The organism is Ideonella lacteola (assembly GCF_038066555.1).
In the GTDB taxonomy this organism is placed as follows: Bacteria; Pseudomonadota; Gammaproteobacteria; order Burkholderiales; family Burkholderiaceae_C; genus Ideonella; species Ideonella lacteola.
Window position 1 is genome coordinate 1 of the sequence record NZ_JBBUTG010000042.1, and the last position, 16,417, is coordinate 16,417.

Here is a 16,417-nt window from a genome sequence, read left to right on the forward strand (position 1 = left end):
GTACACTTTGGCATTGGCAGCCCTCTCCTCAACAGGCGTCGTTATTGGCGTCAGATACCTCTAACAACGCCCTCGGAATCAGGGCTGCCGACCGCTCACTCGCGAAATATCCAGGCTAGGACCCGCCCGATCCTCTGGCCGTGCCAAAGACATAGCCAAGGATCGATGTGAGCACCGGCAGCAGCAGGTTCATCAGCAAGAACTGGCTGTAGCCCAGCCAGAAGTCGCGGCTGGAGCGCTTCACCTGCGCCAGATGCACCAGCAGTTCGTTCGCCTGCTTGAGCGTCTCGGGATGGCCCGCCTCGGCGTACCGGTGCGCCGCGCGCTCGATCAACATCTGCGCTGTCGCCACCTCAGGCGGCTGAGCCACATACTCGTTGAAGGCCACCATGGACAACAGCACCAGCGCCAGCACGGCCATCATCGCCAGCAGCCAAGTGGCCAAGCGCACGCCGCTGCGCTGCAGGCCGGTCATGTCGGCGTAGGTGGCGCCGGGAATGGACGCGGGCGTGGCCAAGCGGCCGGCATCAACGTCCAGTTTGAAGGGGACGGCTCCCTGGGTCGTCGTGTCCATGCTGCGCCTCCTTGGTGGGAACTCGCGGCGGGATGACCTCCCGACAGTCTCGGGTGTCCAAAGAAGACGGCGTGTCATCGGCCCTGCGGCGTGGAACAGGCCGCGGAGCGATCACCCTGTATTCATTGGAGTCGTCCATTCGGACCTCCCAGCGTCGTGGGAGCTGGAAGCAAGTTTAGGACCGCGCGCAAGCCCACGCTGCGGCCGCATGCGCGGCCCTGACTGTCAGACGGTTGCTGGGCTCAAACGGTTGACCTCACGTTGTTCATCAACGAGCGCATGGCCAAGCGCGTCACATCTTTGCCATCGGGCTTGGCCGAAAAGATCTGGCGGCCGTTTTTCTTCTCTTCGGCGGCCCAGTTGAGCATCGTCAGTGCCTCTTCGACGATGTCGGTGTTGGTACGCAAACCCAGCGTGGACTTCAGCTCCGCCATGATTTCGTCTGGAACCTGCACGCGAACTTCAGCCATTGGGGGACTCCTTCTGATGGGCAGTGGCTTCCCTGATTTACGGAGGATTTGAGGCAAATTTAAACAGAAAAGCGCCAGTTCGGGTGGCAAATTTATCCAGATTCGGCCATTTCCCCCTAGGGCGTTTCTCCTACGCGCTCGGCCGATGCATTTCCGCGCGCGGGCGCACGCCTTGCCTGATCACTCGGGTTGCCGCGTTGTTGCAACAAAGCGCGCGCTGAGGCGCCCATGGCCGGCCCTGCTTGCGCACAGGGTCCGGCCGGGGGGCCGCTGATGGCGGGCTCAGCGTTCGACCAGCACGTATTCGTGCTGCGCATCCCGCAGCGTGAGCGTGCGCTTGTCGCCCTGCTTGCCCACCACAAACTCGAGGCCGGTGAAGCCAGGCACCACGGTGAGCAATGAGTCGGTGCCGTCCGGGTTGTGGCGAGAGGCCATGTCGCTGGCGTACTCGCCGAAATCGAATCTCAGGTTGGCGCCCTGGCGTTGCACCTGTATTTCGCCCAGCACGGGATGCTGGTAGCTCTTGGCCAGTTGGGCCACTACCCCCGCGTCCGCAGGCAGCGACAGCAACTTGCGCTCGGCCGCGAGCTCGTCATAGAAGGCCTTCGCCTGGGCGGTGATCTGCGCATCGGCTTCGGGCCGACCGTCGAACAGCACTTCCAACAGCTTGCGCCGGAACACCGTGCGCACCATCCAGCCCGGATCGCCGTTGGTGAGCACCACGGCGCCCACGTTGTGATCGGGCAGCCAGATCATGTCGCTGTGGAAGCCGATCATGTCGCCGCCATGGTGAACAACCGGTGTTCCGTAAACGGTGTTGACCATCAGCCCCATGCCGTAGTTGATGTCGGTGCCCACCTTCACCTGAGGGGCACGACGTGCCAGCAGCGCCTCGCGCGACAACAGCGGCTTGCCATCAGGCAACTTGCCCTCGTTCAACTCCATCTGCACATAACGCAGCACGTCATTGACCGTGCTCCACGCACCGCCGGCCGGGCGCACCGGAATGACGGACAGGTTGGTGCGGTCTTCCGCATGGGTCATCCGGCCTTCGACATCCGGCGCGTGCGCCCCCGCCACGTTGCCCTGCTTGGCACGTGCGAAGTCGTGCGTGGTGTGGTTCATCTTCAGGGGGCCGAACACACGCTCTTGCATGGCCCGGTCATACGCCGCACCCAGCTCCATGTCAGGGTGGGCCACATGACCGCCGATGTAGCCGGCCGCTGCCGCCATCGGGTTGGAGTACTGGTACAGCTCGCCAAAGCCGCTGGTGGGTTGCATGGTGCCCAGCAACGTCATCGCGCCAGCGGGCGTCATGTCCTTGAACTCCAGCAGCCATTCCAGATCCTGGCGTGGCATGCCGGTGCAGGCACAGATGAGGTGCTTCACCTTCACCTGCTGGGTGGTCTCGTCGTTGCCCAGCTTGAACGTCGGCAGCAGGCTCACGGCTGTCGATTCCCAACCGATCTTCTGTTCATCCACCAGGGTGGCCAGCATCAAGGTGGCCATCGCCTTGGTGTTGGACGCGATCATGAAACGGGTGTCGCCATCGGGCCGCCCGGGCTTGCCCACTTCCTTGACACCGAAGCCGCCGGAGTAGATCACCCGGCCGTCCTGCACCAGGCCCAACGCGACACCCGGCACCTTGGTCGCTGCCATGGCCCGCTCGATGAAGCCGGTGAGCTGGGCCAGACGCGGCGCGTCGATCTTGTGCGCCACCTTGCCGGCGAACGATTCGCGCTGGTAGCCCTTGGGCAACAGCTTGCCCATGACCTGGCCCACCTGCGAACTGCGTTTCTCGCCCACGTCGCCGGCCATGTCGTAGATGATCACCGTCCACAGCTTGTTGGCGCGGCGCACCTCGACCGAGACATCGCGCTTTTCGTTCGGCGATGTCTGGTAGCTGAAGCTCTGGCGATCGGTCCAGCCGTCTTTGGGCGCCACGGGCGTGGCCACCTTCATCGGCCAGGTGGCGTCAGGCTTGTAGGCCGCCCACGCCGCAGCCAGCGCAGCCTTCGCATCGGCTGCATCCACGTCGACCAGCGCCAGCCAGGAGCCGCCCTCCGGTGCCTCCAGCACCGTGGCAGGGCCACGCACGCTCAGCCGCCAACCGGCCGGGGCGATGAAGGTGTTGCCAGCCACCGTGGTGCTGGGTGTGTCCTGCGCCAGGGGGGCAGCCGCCGTGGCCGAAGCATGGGCCGGCGCGCTGGCCGGCGAAGCGGCCGGCGCCGCAGCGGCAGCCAGCGCGGCAGCCGGGGCAAGGACCGTGGCAACCCACGGCAAGGTCATCGACAAGGCAACACGGTGCAGGGCACGCATCAAGGCCGCTCCTCTTCGGGCAAGACAAGGCTGTGAAAAATCCAAGGGCACCATGATGCAAGGGCCGCCCGGCCCTGTACACCCGAGCATGCCCAGGCGAAGAAATCGCGGCATGGAACGACGAAAGGGGCACCTCGTTTGCACGAGGCGCCCCTGGATCAGGCTCACTCAGCGCCGGCCCGCGGCGCGTTCAACGCGTGTTCAGCGCTTGATCTGCGAGTTGGTGACCACCGGCTGCCCGGCCTTGGCCAGGATGAAGATGCCCGGCAGGCCACTGGTCTCGAACTTGTCGTTCGGGTTGTCGATCAGGGTCGAGTTGGTGATCGACATCGTGCCCGTGCGGTTGTTGCTTACGAAGAACGACGCGCCGCCGCCCTCGTTGGCATGGTTATGCTGGATCTTGGTGCCGCACAGCGTCAGGTTGATGGCGTTGCCATCCTGGTAGATGCCACCCCCGCTGCCGCCACCCGGCGTGCCCGGCTGGGCCGGATTCGCCCCGTTGCCCACCGCCTTGTTGTAGCTGATCAGGCTGTTGTAGATGCTGAAGTTGGTGCCCAGGCCGCTGATGGCGCCGCCGTTGGAGCAGCTGTTGCCGTAGTACTCGCCACCACCAAAGGTGCTGTTGGTGATGTAGACGGGCGTGGTCGGCGAAGCGCCGAAGCCGCGGATCGCCGCACCGCCCAGATCCGGCCCGGTGCCTTCGCAGCTGTTGCGGAAGAAGCGGGTGTTGACGACCTTCAGCCGGCCACCCCGCGCATAGATGGCACCGCCGCCGTAGACCTCGGACAAGCCATAGGTCTGCCCTTTGGAATTGCCCTTGGACAGCGTGATGTTCTGCACCGTCAGGTGAGGGGTGTCTTGCGTGTCGCAGTGGCTGCTCGTCCACACCTGCTTCGGGTCGCAGGTGTTCATGTAGAGGATGCGCTTGGCGTTGCCACCGCTCAAGGTGATCTTGCCGCCGCCATCGATCACGACATTGGGCTTGTCGTTGAAGACCTTCGCGGTCTCCTTGAGCGTGATCGTCATCGGATCGGGGCCGCAGTTGAACGTGATCACGCCCCCCTTGGCCACCGCTGCCACAAAGGCCTCAGAGGTACAGCTGGCCGGTGAACCGGTGCCGACCACGCGGGCGTTGGCAATGCTGTCGGCGCGCGCGGCGGTGGGCACCGTGCAGTTGCCATCGGGGTTGCCGGTGCCCGGCGCAGCGGCATAGGCACTGCCTGCCAGGGCCAAAGCCACGAGGGACAAGCGCGACGCGCCCTTGCCAGAGGGGAGAGTTTTCGGGTGTCGAATCATCGCTGCCACGGTTCCAGTTGCGTTCACATCCTTCAAGATAGGGGCTACCTGACCAAAGTCTGTGAGCGCATGTGACGGATTGTGGCCACCGCCTGGGGGCACGCCTACATCCAGACGCACCTGCAGGCCCGAGGCGGGCCCATTCAGGCGATTCGTTCACGCAGCGCCATCGCCGCAAGAGGCGCCTTCTCCTTCGCGCCACTGATGAAGAACATGAAGACATCGCGTGGCGCTGACGGGGGCTCCACCGCCTCGACCAACGGCAAACGCGCGGGCTGGCCGCCCTCGCGCCACACGCGCGCGCAAGCCGCCAACTGGTCAAGCACCTCGGGCTCTACGCCACACGGCAGCTGCGGCTGCGTGCGCATCATGCGGGCGTAGACGAAGTCGGCAGTCAGGTCGGCGATGGCGGGATAGTCATCGGAATCGGTGAAGACAGTGCCCACCCGATAGCGGCGTGCCAGGCCGAGATACTCCGTCGATTTGAAGCTCTCGTGCCGCACATCCATCACATGGCGCAAAGGGCGGTCACCCACCGCAGGCGGCAGCAGCTTGAGGAAGGCCTCGAAGTCTGCCGGATCAAAACGCTTGGTGGGTGCAAACTGCCAGACGATCGGACCCAGCTTGTGCGCCAGCTCGGCGATGCCGCTGCCGATGAAGCGTTCGATCGATTCGCCAGCCTCGGCCAGCACCCGCCGGTTCGTCGCAAAGCGCGTGGCCTTCAGCGAGAACACGAAGTCGTCGGGCGTCTCGTCTCGCCACTTGGCGAAGGTCTGGGGCTTCTGTGTGCTGTAGTAGGTGCCGTTGATCTCGATGGCACTCAAGCGGCGGCTGGCGTATTCCAGCTCACGGGCATGCGGCAGGCCCGCGGGGTAGAAATTGTTGCGCCAGGGCTCGAAAGTCCAGCCACCGATGCCCACACGAATATCGCTCATGCCCGGGTCTCCAGCGAGATCGAAGGCTGGCGAGCATACCTGTGTGCGGGCTGCGCAGGGCCATGCGCATCAGAGACGGTCAAGTCGGCAAGGGTTGCGTGAGCACGCGGTGGCGCTCCAGCTCCTGTCGCGACGGAAACCACATCGAGCGGCTGGGCGTGGCCCGCACCTTGTCGATGAAGGCGCGTGCGATGCCGGCGTTGCGGTAGTAGCGCATCAACACATCGGCGTCGACGCTGCGGTCGTCATCCACCCCCGCGAAGCTCGGCCGATGAAAGCCAATGCGGGCCGCCGGTGAGGCCGTGCGTTGGCGCCCGGCCAGCAACACCATCGTGCAGGCACTGGCGCACAGCCCCTCGGCGTGGGTATCGAGGCCCAGGCGCCGCACATCCGCCGCAATGCCCTCGGCCTCGAACAAGCGGCCGCCGGCCGATTCGAGCCGCACGGTGCGAATGCCAGCGTGGTGATGCAACCAATCGCGCACGCGCTCGGCAGAGCCCGCGCCCAGCGTGCCACGCAACAACAGGCTATGGCCGTCGGGCCCCATGCGCAGGTCCACCGCGGCCACGGGGTCCATGCCGATCGCAATGCGGCCCATTTCGAGCGTCTGGGCCCCGTTGTGGCGGGCTGCAAATGCCCAGCTGAAGGCCAGGCCACCCGCCAGCACCAACAGTTTCAGCAACCAGGTGGATGTCGTGGCGCCGCGCCGCGCCCGGTGGCTGGCGGCACGCCAGACGCCCACCTTGCAGCACACCACCGACAAGACCAGCAGCGCCGATCCCGTCAATTGCAGCAGCGCTGACAGCTGGAGGCTCTGCGCGTCATCCGCCGCCCGCCCCGCCAGCAGGGCCAGCACCAAGAGCGGTGCCGCCTGGGCCAGCCAAGCCGATTCGCCCAGCGCCCGCGCGGCTTGATGGGCCACAGTGGCCGCACGCGGTGAAGACGTGTCGAAAGCGGGCATCGGCAAGGCAGGAGGTTCTGCCCACCATGCTAGGAAGACGGTGCCGCGCCCATGCCCGGAGAAGAGGCACCAGCCACCCGCTATTCCTCCGGCTGCCGGCACGGGCCCTGTCTCCCCTGATGCAGGTCATGGGTGCCGATGTTTTTCATCGCCTACCCGGCGGGGTGCACCGAGCTTTGGCACCATCGCACCATGCTTCAACTCGAATCTGGCTGGCCGGCCCGCGTGTGGCCGGCGCTCTCGCGCGGGCCCACCCCCACAAACGCCCCCACACTCGCTCTCACCCTCGCTCTCGCCCTCGCGCTCGCACTGGCCGGCGCCTGCGGCCCCGCGCAGGGCGCTTCGGCCCCGGCCGGCGAATTGCCACCGGTACAAGACACGATCGCCCAGCGCATGCAGGCCTGCACCGTGTGCCACGGCAAGGAAGGGCGTGCGACGAACGAGGGCTACTACCCCCGCATCGCAGGCAAACCGGCCGCGTACCTCTACAACCAGCTGCAGCACTTCAAGACGGGGCAGCGGCATTTCCCGGCGATGCGGCACCTGCTGCAGCACATGTCAGACGACTACCTGCACGAGATCGCGAGCTACTTTGCCGAGCTGGATCTGCCCTACCCGCCCGCTCAGCCGTCCACGTTGGCAGCCAGCCAGCAAGCCGCGGCGAGACAGCTCGTGTTCGAGGGCGCGCCGTCGCGCCAGATCCCGGCCTGTGTGTCGTGCCATGGCCGCGAGATGGCCGGCATGCTGCCGGCCACGCCGGGCCTGCTCACCCTGCCCGCCGACTACCTGATCGGCCAACTGGGCGCCTGGCGCACCGGGCAACGCAAGGCGGCCGAGCCAGACTGCATGGCGACCGTCGCCCAACGCTTGACGGAGGACGACATTGCCGTGGTGTCGCGCTGGCTTTCGGCGCAAACACTGCCCCTGGGCACCCACCCGGCGCCAGCCCCGACCAGCCCGATGCCCATGCGCTGCGGGAGCCACGCCCCATGAGCGCCGCTCGACGTCTGCGGCGTGGCGCCACGCGCGCCATGGTGGGCCTGGCGCTCGCCGCGCCGCTGCTGGGCGCGCTCGTCGTCTGGCTCAACGTGCGCGGCGAGATGCCTTTGCCCCCAGAGACGCCGCTGACCTCACCACCGAGCGCCGATGTGGCACGCGGGGCCTATCTGGTGAAGGCGGGCAACTGCATCGGGTGCCACACCACGCCGGGCGGCGCGGCACTGGCCGGAGGACGCCCGATCGAAACGCCCTTTGGCGCGGTATTCGCACCCAACTTGACGCCGGATGACGACACCGGCCTGGGCCGGTGGACGGCCAGCGAGTTCTGGCGCGCCATGCACCACGGCCGCTCGCGCAACGGCCGCCTGCTGTACCCCGCCTTCCCTTACACCAGCTTCACCCAGATGACGCGGCAGGATGTCGACGCGGTCTACGCCTACCTGCGCAGCGTGCCTGCCGTGAAGCAGCCGCCCCGTGCTCATGCGCTGCGGTTCCCGTACAGCACCCAGCCGGCGCTGGCGGTGTGGCGCGCGCTCTACTTCAGGGCCGGACACTTCAGCACGGTCGAAGAACAGTCCGACGCGTGGAACCGAGGCAAGTACCTGGTAGAGGGCCTCGGTCACTGCGCGGCCTGCCACGCCAGCCGCAACGCGCTGGGTGCCGCGCGCCTGCACGCGGGCTTGGGTGGTGGGCTGATGACCGACGGGGGGTGGTACGCCCCGGCCTTGTCCGATCCCGCCGAAGCGGGTGTGCAGCAGTGGCCCCGAGCCCAGGTGGTGCAGCTGCTCAAGACAGGCGTGTCGCCGACCGCGTCGGTTTCGGGGCCGATGGCGGATGTCGTCCATGACAGCACCCAGCATCTGGATGAGGCCGACCTCGACGCGATGGCTCAGTACCTGATCAGCCTGCCGCCCGTTGCGGCCTCGACGCCGACCGAGGCGGCACCCGCCACGCCTGAAGCCATGCTGCGCGGCGCCGAGGTGTATGCGCAAGCCTGCGCGGCCTGCCATGGCAAGCAGGGCGAGGGGGTGGCCGGCATCTACCCCGCGCTGGCGGGCAACCGGGCGGTGACATGGCCTTCGCCTCACAACCTGGTGCAAATGGTGCGGCATGGCGGGTTTGCGCCCACCACCGAGGGCAACCCTCGGCCCTTTGGCATGCCGCCGTTCGCACAGACGCTGAGCAACGACGATGTCGCCGCGGTGGTCACCTACCTGCGGCAATCGTGGGGCCACCGCGCATCGGCAGTGTCGGCGTTGCAGGTCAGCCGCATCCGCTGATCGGCCCGGGTTGCCGCCGAAGGCACGTCGCCCAGAAAAAAGGGCCCGGCCTTGACGGCACGGGCCCGGTCCCCAAACGACGTTGTTCGATTACCAGCCGATGCTGACGGTGGCGACCGTCGGCGCGGGGGTGTGCAGGGATGAGCTGTAGTTCCACACATCGTCGTACGGGAAGCCGTACGACTGCGCGGCCACGTTGTGGTCGTGCCAGAACTTGGCGAACCAGTTCGCGGCTTGACCACCCGGGTAGTAGTAGTTGGAGTTGCTCCAGTGCTCGGGATCTTCAACGACGTGGCGGTTGATCGCTGCGCACATCTGCGCCTGGATCTGCAGCTGCTTGTCGTAGGCCGGCGTGCCGGGCGTGGTGCCGGTGGCATCGTTCAACACGCCGTTGCCGAGGAAGGCTTCTTGCGTGTTGGGGGCACGGTAGATGTTGTAGGTGCCCTTGCCATCGGTGAACTGGAAGCGGCCTCCCACCACCTGGCCGGTGAAGGTGCCCTGCGCATTGGTGAAGGTCAGCGTCTGGGTGGTGTACTTGTTCCAGACGTATTGGATGTACGAGTCCAGGTAGTGGCCGTTCGGGCCATCGGTCTTGAACGTGCCATGCCCCGGCGCCACGATGCGGTACGGCGCATAAGGTGCCTGAGCGAGGCTCTTGAACTCGTTGGGCACGTTGGCCTGGAAGGCGGCGAACAGGGCATCGCGCGTTTCGGTTTCACCCACGGTGCGGTCGTAGCCACCCAGGCCTTGCAGGCGCAGCTTCACCGGGAAGCCGAAGTGGTCGACGCGGGTGGTGTTGCCGAAGAAGCCCGCATCCGGAACGATCGCCATCTCGATGAAGTCGAAGTAGACGTCGATGTTCGGGTCGCTGGGGTTCTCGATGTTCGCGCCGGCGTAGCCGATGTTGCCGTTGCCGTCGACCAGCACCTTGATGTACATCGGGCTGCCCACGCTCAGCATCATGCGCGCCGAGTTGATCGGCGGGATGGTGACCGACTTGGTTTGCGACAGCGGGATGAAGTAGTTGGTGTAGGCCTCGCCGTTCTTCCACAGCGCGCCGTTGTCCGACACCTGCATCGGGATCAGGTTGCCGTTCGCATCGACGTGCACGAACTGGCCCGTGTTCCAGTCTTTCCCGATGATGGACCAGTAGACCTGCGAGTCAGGGTAGACGCCGCGCGTGTTGTTGACCATGTTGAAGGTCGTGCGCTTGTTCCAGGTGCCCACACCGATCCAGTAGTCGGCGGTCACCACGCCCGATTCACCCATGCCCGACTTGGTGGCGATGGCACGCAGCGTCTGCGAGCTGTTGATCGTGACGGGCCCGGTGTAGGTGGGGGAAGAGGCCTTGGGCGACGAGCCATCGAGCGTGTACTTGATGGTGGCGCCCGCGGTGGCGCTGGTCATGGTCACCTGCGTCGGGCCGCTGAACGAGCCACCGTACGGCGACAGGACAGGCGCGGCCGCGTTGCCGTCGCCACCACCGTCGCTGAACTTGTAGACCGCCTTGGCCATGGCCGACTTGGTCAGGCCCGACTTGAAGCCGATCGCCTTGATCGTCGTGCCCTTCTTCACCGTCAGAGGCGCGGTGTAGGTCGGCGAGGTCTTGGTCGGCGTGGTGCCATCCAGCGTGTAGTGGATCGCGGCGCCCGAAGTGGCCGTCGTGATCGTCACGCTCACCGGGGCGCTGTACGTGCCGCCGGGCGGGTTGAAAGTGGGCGTAGCCACCTTGTCGCCGCCACCGCCACCCGAGCCCACCGTGTAGGCAAACCACGGCGTGTCATACGCCGGCGTGCCCTTGTTGTAGGTGAAGCTGTAGCTGATGGCGTCTCCCGTCGCCACCGGCTGCACGTTCTGTTCGTAGCGCGAGTTGCCAGACACCCAGGTCATCCGGATGTTCTGCTGCGCCCCGTTGTTGAGCTTGTAGTGCACGTCGACCCAGCTGGTGGTGTTCGACGTCGGTTTGAACCAGATGGTCGCGACACTGCCGCTGACCGCCACCCCCTGGGTGTAATCGTCGGATGTCTGCGCCTGCGCGGGCAGCATTCCAAGGAAAAGACTGGCCCAGGCGAATGCCAGCCAGACGGCGAATCGTCGCATCGTTTTCTCCATTCAAAGCTGGGATCCCGCAGCGAGAACCGCTGCCCTCCTCCCGACGCGGCGATGGTAGGCCGATGCGCGCGACACTGAAAGCGCTTTCCCCATGCTTTTGGGGAAAGCACTGAGTTTGCCGTTGCGACCGGTTTCAGATCACGCAATCGGCAATGGGCCATCAGCCACGGGCGGCCGCCTGGGCGCGCCCGGCCCCATGAAGGCGCGGGCCCAGGCAGTGGGCATCACCAGCCCACGGTCACGTCCACGATGGTCGGTGCCGGCGTGTGCAGCGACGAGCTGTAGTTCCACACATCGTCATAGGGGAAGCCGTAGCTCTGGGCCACGATGCTGTGGTCGTGCCAGAACTTCGCGAACCAGTTCGCCGGCTGCCCGGGCGCGTAGAAGTACGAGGAATTGCTCCAGTGCTCGGGGTCTTCAACGATGTGGCGATTGATGGCCGCGCACATCTGCGCCTGAATCTGCAGTTGCTTGTCATAGGCGGGCGTGCCCGGCGCCGTGCCGGTGGGGTCGTTCAGCACACCATTGCCGAGGAAGGCCTCTTCGGTCGTCGGCGCGCGGGCGATGATGTAGGTGCCTTGTCCGTCGCTGAACTCGAAGCGGCCACCATTGACCTTGCCAGTGAAGGTGCCTTGCGCGTTGGTGAAGGTCAGCGTCTGGGTGGTGTAGCGCTTCCAGACATCGGCGATGTAGGTGTCCAGGTAGTGCGCGTGCGGCCCGTCTCGGCGGAAGGTGCCGTGGGCCGGCGCCATGATCCGGTATGGCGCGTAGGGCTCTTGCGCCAAACTGCGGAACTCGCTGGGCGTCTTGGTCTGGAAGGCGGTGAACAAGGCTTCACGCGTTTCCGTCTCGCCCACGGTGCGGTCGTAGCCGCCCAGCCCCTGCACCCGCATCTTCACCGGGAAGCCGAACTGGTCGACACGGGTGGTGTTGCCGAAGAAGCCCAGCGTGGGAACGATCGCCATCTCGACGAAGTCGAAGGTGACATCGATGTTGGGATCGTCCGGGTTCTCGATGTTGGCGCCTGCGTAAGCGATCTTGCCGTTCACGTCGACGTTGATCGAGATGTACATCGGGCTGCCCACACTGAGCATCAGCCGCGCCGAATTGATCGGCGGGATGGTGATCGAGCGCGTCTGGGCCAAGGTGTAGAAGTAGTTGCTGTAGGGCTTGCCGTTCTTCATCAGCGCGCCGTTGTCCGACAGCTGCATGGGAACGAGGTTGCCCGAAGCATCCACATGCACGAACTGGTCGGTGTTCCAGTCGCGGCCGATGATGGCCCAGTAGATCTGGTCGTCGCGCCAGGCGCCGCGCGTGCCGTTGAGCACATTGAAGGTGGTCATCTTGTTCCAGGTGCCCACGCCGATGGCGTAGTCCGCCGTCTCGACACCCGAGTCGCCATACCCGGTCTTCTGGGCGACCGCACGCAGCGTCTTGGAGCTGGCCACGGCGATCGGGCCCGCGTAGGTGGGCGAGGCCGCGGTCGGGGCGGAGCCATCGGTCGTGTACTTGATCACCGCGCCCGGCGTGGCCGAGCTGATCGTCACCGTCTGCGCCGACGCATAGTTGCCGCCGGCCGGGTTGAACACCGGCGTGGCCACGTTGCCCTTGGTGAGGGTGTAGGTGCCCTTGCTGATCGTCGACTTGGTCAGCCCGTCCTTGTAGGCACGGGCCTTGATCGTGGTCGTCTTGCTGATCGACAGCGGCGTGCTGTAGACCGGCGACTTGGGCGTGGGCTTGCTGCCGTCCAGGGTGTAGTGGATGACGGCTCCGTCGGTCGTGGTGGCCAACGTCACCGTCTGCGCCGCCGAATAGCTACCTGGCGAGGGGCTGAACGAGGGCTTGGCCACCGTGTTGGGGCCGCCGTTGCCGACGGTGAAGGTGAACACCGGCGTGTCGTAAGCCGGCGTGCCCTTGTTGTAGGTGAAGCTGTAGGTCAGCACATCACCGCCGGTGACCAGCTCGCGCAACAGTTTTTCGAAGCGCGTGTTGCCACTGACCCAGGTCATGCCCAGGTTCTGCTGCGGACCGTCGTTGACCTTGTAGTGGAGGTCGACCCAGGTCGTCTGCGACGACGTGGGCGAGAACCAGATCGTGGCGGTGTTGCCTGCCACCACCACGCCCTGTGTGTAGTCGTCGGAAGTCTGCGCCCGTGCCGGTGAAAGCAAGAGCAGCCAGCTCGTCATCATGACGACGAGCCACTCCATCCATCGTTTCATTGCCGTCTCCTCGAATGGTTGTCAGACGCCATCGCAGGATCGCGAGGCGTGGTTCCCGCGACCGACCGGCGCTGAACAAGCCGCCAGAGGTGCGGCGCGAATCCTAGGAGTTTGGAGCGACTTTTGAAAGCGCTTTCAGGCTTGTCCAGCGCTGTCAGCGGGAAAGTCCTGAACGATCGGAACGGGCGGGCGTCAGCGGCGAATCGTCACGCGATGCAGGTGCGGTTCTTGCCCGTGCGCTTGGCCTCGTAGAGCGCCTCGTCGGCGCGCTCCAGCGCGTCTTCCACCTTCTCGCCCAGGCGGTACGAGGTGACGCCTGCCGAGAAGGTGACGAAGACTTCCTTGCCTTCGTGCATGAACAGGCTGGCACTGAGCAGGCGCTGCAGCCGCGTCAGCACCCGCTGCGCTTCCTCGACGGGCGTCCCGGGCAAGAGCACCACGAACTCTTCGCCGCCGAAGCGTGCCACCACGTCCACCGGTCGCAGCGATTGACGCACATGCTGAGCCAACGCGACCAGCGCCTGATCGCCCACCGAATGGCCGAGGCTGTCGTTGAGCCGCTTGAAGTTGTCGATGTCGAGCAAGCCCACTGCCAGCGGGCCGCCGTCACGTTCGAGACGCGCCTTTTCGGCATCGAAGGCCTGCATCAGGCCGCGCCGGTTGGCCACCTGGGTCAGGGCATCGGTGCCAACTTCGTTGGACAGGCGCCGGAGCTCCGCTTCGAGTGCGCGCACCTGGGCTTCGAGCTCGCTGGCGCGTTGGTGCTCGCCCGCGAGCCGCTCGCGGGTGTTGCTGACCAGCGCGTGCACGCTGCGGCTTTCCTCGACCATTTCCCGCACCACGCTGGCCAGCGATTCCAGCGAGTCGGCACGCTCCACCGTCTCGGCATAGCGCAGCATGCCCTCGCTGAACCGCCCGGTGTGCTCACCCAGCTCACCCAACTCGGAAAGCATGCGTTGGATCAGCTCCTTGAGGGCATCGCGTGCCTTGTCTCGCTCTACCCGCAGTTCGCGCTGGCGTGAACGGGCCTGGGCGAGCAATTGGCTGGCCGATTGCACCGCACGGGCGCTCGGCGGGCCGGAGAGCCGCTCGCGCAGGCTAGCGACTTGTCCCTGCACCCAACTGTCGTCCTCCACCAACTCGGTCAAGCCCTCGCTCAGCTCACGGCTGAACTTGTGCACCTGGTCGAGCAGGTGGTGACGATGCGCCAGCAGCCTTCGGGCCCGCTGGCACAGCACGTCGGTCTCAGCCACCAGTTCGGGCGTCGCGCCTTCGCCAGCCAGGCGATCGGCCACCGCCTTCAATTCATCGGCCAACTCGGCGGCACGCGTTGAGTCGGGCGGCAGCGCGGCCTGTACGGTGGCATGCAAAGGGGCCACCACCTTGGGCCAGTCCTGCTCGGGGGCGGGGGTGTCAGCGTCCGGTGCAGCAGCCGCCGGGGTCACCTTCTCGCCACCGCGAGCCGGCGCACTCTCGGGCTCGGCCGCGGCGGCAGCGGCATCCACGCCCGGCGCCGCCTCGTCACCATCCCAGGAGCCCACCAGTTGCTTCAAGCGGTGGTGCATGCGCTGCATGTCGCCGCGGCTGGAATCGAGCACGCGCTGAAGGCTGTCTTTCTTGCGCGCCATCGTCCATTGCTTGCCGCCACGCTCCAGCCCACGGGCCAGTCGCTCGATCAGCTGTGCCCACGCCTGTGATTGCACCGCCGCGGATTCACCACTGCGGTCGAGGCAGCGCTGGGCCTCGTCCCACTGGCCCTGCATCATCTGGGTGACGAACTCCGTGCGCTGGGCGGCGTCGTCCGCCACGCGCTGAGAGATCCGTTCGATCAGGGGCTTGGCCCGTGGCGGCAGGCCGCCGCCCGGTTCGCCGATCTCCTGGGCCCAGGCCTCGGCGTAGTTCTCGGGGGTGGGTTCCTGTTTTGCGATGGCCAGGCGGCGCAGCGCCGCTTTGGCGATCTGGGCTGGGGTCTGGCTGTTGGCCGCGTCTTTCAACGACTACTCCCTCCCTGGCGGGCGCATCAGGTGCCGTGGTCTCGTCTTGCGCGAACGGGCGCCGGACCGCGCTGCCAATCGCCCTGGCCGGCCACGATCTGCTGCCGGTTCCACGGGCCGATCTGGTCGCCCGGCACGGGCCTGGAATACAGGAAACCCTGCATCAGGTCGCATCCTTCGTTGACCAGCGCCTGCTGTTGGGCCAGCGTCTCGACGCCTTCGGCGATCACGCGCAACTCGAGCACCTGGGCCAGCGCGATGATGGTGCGCGCCACCGCCGTGCCCTTGTGGGTGACCGCCATGTTCTTGACGAACGAGCGGTCGATCTTCACCTCGGAGATCGGCAGATCGGTCAGGCGCGACAGCGACGAATAGCCGGTGCCGAAATCGTCCACCGAAATCTGCACGCCCATCTCGTTCAGGCGCTGCAGCGTCGGCTGGATGCTCTGGAGATCCTTGACCAGGCTCTCTTCGGTGATCTCGAGCTGGATCATGCGGTGCGGCAGCCCATAGGGCAACACGGCGGCATGCACCAGCTCGACCATGTCCTTCTGCAGGAACATGCGGTAGGGCATGTTCACGGCCACCGTCCCATCGAAGCCGAATTCCTGCTGCCACACGTGAGCCTGCTTGGCCGCCTCGCGCAGCACCCATTCGCTCATCGGCACGATCAGGCCGGTCACCTCGGCCAGCGGGATGAACTCGTTCGGCGGCACCAGTTGGTCGCCACGTTTCCACCGCATCAGCGCCTCGACGCCCACCATGCGGCCGGTCGATATCTCGACCTGCGGCTGGTAGTGCAGCACCAGCTCGTCGCGCTCGATGGCCTTGTGCAGCGCCGTTTCCAGCTCCAGCTTTTCGCGGCCGCGGGTGGCACCCTGCGGGCTGTAGACGGTGAGCCGGTTGCGGCCGTCGTCCTTGGCGCGGTACATGGCCACGTCGGCGTTGCGCATCAGGTCGTGCACATTCGTGCCGTCACGCGGGTACAGCGCGATGCCGACGCTGGCGGTGGCAAAGCATTCCTGGCCGCCGGCGTACACCGGCTCGCGCAGCACGTCGAGGATGCGCTGGCCGACGCGCTCCGCGTCGTGCTCGTCGCCCACCTCGGGCAGCAGGGCAATGAACTCGTCGCCGCCCAGCCGGCCCACCGCTTCGAGCGAACGGTGGGTGCGGGTGCCGGCGGATTCGACCACGCCCTCGACGATCTGGTCGGAATGCCGCACGCAGCTGCGCAGCCGCGCCGCCACCTCGATCAGCA

At 66.2% G+C, this 16,417-nt stretch carries 12 protein-coding genes; 2 read left to right on the top strand and 10 right to left on the bottom strand.

What is annotated here, in order from left to right:
• Nucleotides 1–115 precede the first annotated feature (115 nt).
• From AACH06_RS29305 to AACH06_RS29330, 6 genes are all read right to left on the bottom strand, one after another.
• On the bottom strand, nucleotides 116–574 hold the full coding sequence (locus tag AACH06_RS29305; RefSeq protein WP_341429367.1) for a hypothetical protein: 459 nt from the start codon (nucleotides 572–574) through the stop codon (nucleotides 116–118).
• Between the two features lie 242 nt (nucleotides 575–816).
• Nucleotides 817–1,044, bottom strand: a complete 228-nt coding sequence (locus AACH06_RS29310) for a hypothetical protein (RefSeq protein ID WP_341429368.1) — start codon at nucleotides 1,042–1,044, stop codon at nucleotides 817–819.
• A gap of 282 nt (nucleotides 1,045–1,326) precedes the next feature.
• Nucleotides 1,327–3,363, bottom strand: a complete 2,037-nt coding sequence (locus tag AACH06_RS29315; protein WP_341429369.1) for a serine hydrolase domain-containing protein — start codon at nucleotides 3,361–3,363, stop codon at nucleotides 1,327–1,329.
• A gap of 201 nt (nucleotides 3,364–3,564) precedes the next feature.
• Nucleotides 3,565–4,659: a hypothetical protein gene (locus AACH06_RS29320; protein ID WP_341429370.1), complete on the bottom strand. Its 1,095-nt coding sequence runs from the start codon at nucleotides 4,657–4,659 to the stop codon at nucleotides 3,565–3,567.
• Between the two features lie 143 nt (nucleotides 4,660–4,802).
• Entirely contained in the window at nucleotides 4,803–5,594 is a 792-nt protein-coding gene (locus AACH06_RS29325; protein ID WP_341429371.1) for a DUF72 domain-containing protein, read from the bottom strand.
• 79 nt (nucleotides 5,595–5,673) lie between these two features.
• A complete protein-coding gene (locus AACH06_RS29330; protein ID WP_341429372.1) occupies nucleotides 5,674–6,555 on the bottom strand; it encodes a COG3904 family protein in 882 nt (293 codons plus the stop codon).
• Between the two features lie 192 nt (nucleotides 6,556–6,747).
• Here AACH06_RS29330 and AACH06_RS29335 point away from each other — a divergent pair, with 192 nt between their 5' ends.
• The gene (locus AACH06_RS29335; protein WP_341429373.1) at nucleotides 6,748–7,548 is read left to right on the top strand and encodes a c-type cytochrome; all 801 of its coding nucleotides are present in this window, start codon (nucleotides 6,748–6,750) and stop codon (nucleotides 7,546–7,548) included.
• Nucleotides 7,545–8,834 (top strand): cytochrome c, encoded by a 1,290-nt coding sequence (locus tag AACH06_RS29340; protein WP_341429374.1) that lies wholly within the window; start codon nucleotides 7,545–7,547, stop codon nucleotides 8,832–8,834. Before AACH06_RS29335 ends, AACH06_RS29340 begins: the two co-directional genes overlap by 4 nt.
• A gap of 90 nt (nucleotides 8,835–8,924) precedes the next feature.
• Here the strand turns inward: AACH06_RS29340 and AACH06_RS29345 are convergent, their stop codons facing one another.
• The 4 genes from AACH06_RS29345 to AACH06_RS29360 all read right to left on the bottom strand — a co-directional run.
• Nucleotides 8,925–10,934, bottom strand: coding sequence for a beta-1,3-glucanase family protein (locus AACH06_RS29345; protein WP_341429375.1), 2,010 nt, complete (start codon nucleotides 10,932–10,934; stop codon nucleotides 8,925–8,927).
• Nucleotides 10,935–11,170: 236 nt separating this feature from the next.
• Nucleotides 11,171–13,165: a beta-1,3-glucanase family protein gene (locus tag AACH06_RS29350; RefSeq protein ID WP_341429376.1), complete on the bottom strand. Its 1,995-nt coding sequence runs from the start codon at nucleotides 13,163–13,165 to the stop codon at nucleotides 11,171–11,173.
• A 206-nt stretch (nucleotides 13,166–13,371) separates the two neighbouring features.
• Nucleotides 13,372–15,159 carry a GGDEF domain-containing protein gene (locus AACH06_RS29355; RefSeq protein WP_341429377.1) on the bottom strand — a complete coding sequence of 596 codons (1,788 nt, stop codon included), beginning with the start codon at nucleotides 15,157–15,159 and terminating at the stop codon, nucleotides 13,372–13,374.
• 26 nt (nucleotides 15,160–15,185) lie between these two features.
• Nucleotides 15,186–16,417: putative bifunctional diguanylate cyclase/phosphodiesterase (locus AACH06_RS29360; RefSeq protein ID WP_341429380.1), on the bottom strand; the 1,232-nt coding region annotated here is incomplete at its 5' end.

Bases quoted from the DNA above. Each gene is read 5' to 3' on its own strand.
- AACH06_RS29350 (WP_341429376.1), bottom strand. From the start codon at position 13,165: ATGAAACGATGGATGGAGTGGCTCGTCGTCATGATGACGAGCTGGCTG.
- AACH06_RS29335 (WP_341429373.1), top strand. From the start codon at position 6,748: ATGCTTCAACTCGAATCTGGCTGGCCGGCCCGCGTGTGGCCGGCGCTC.
- AACH06_RS29315 (WP_341429369.1), bottom strand. From the start codon at position 3,363: ATGCGTGCCCTGCACCGTGTTGCCTTGTCGATGACCTTGCCGTGGGTT.
- AACH06_RS29330 (WP_341429372.1), bottom strand. From the start codon at position 6,555: ATGCCCGCTTTCGACACGTCTTCACCGCGTGCGGCCACTGTGGCCCAT.
- AACH06_RS29310 (WP_341429368.1), bottom strand. From the start codon at position 1,044: ATGGCTGAAGTTCGCGTGCAGGTTCCAGACGAAATCATGGCGGAGCTG.
- AACH06_RS29340 (WP_341429374.1), top strand. From the start codon at position 7,545: ATGAGCGCCGCTCGACGTCTGCGGCGTGGCGCCACGCGCGCCATGGTG.
- AACH06_RS29305 (WP_341429367.1), bottom strand. From the start codon at position 574: ATGGACACGACGACCCAGGGAGCCGTCCCCTTCAAACTGGACGTTGAT.
- AACH06_RS29345 (WP_341429375.1), bottom strand. From the start codon at position 10,934: ATGCGACGATTCGCCGTCTGGCTGGCATTCGCCTGGGCCAGTCTTTTC.
- AACH06_RS29325 (WP_341429371.1), bottom strand. From the start codon at position 5,594: ATGAGCGATATTCGTGTGGGCATCGGTGGCTGGACTTTCGAGCCCTGG.
- AACH06_RS29320 (WP_341429370.1), bottom strand. From the start codon at position 4,659: ATGATTCGACACCCGAAAACTCTCCCCTCTGGCAAGGGCGCGTCGCGC.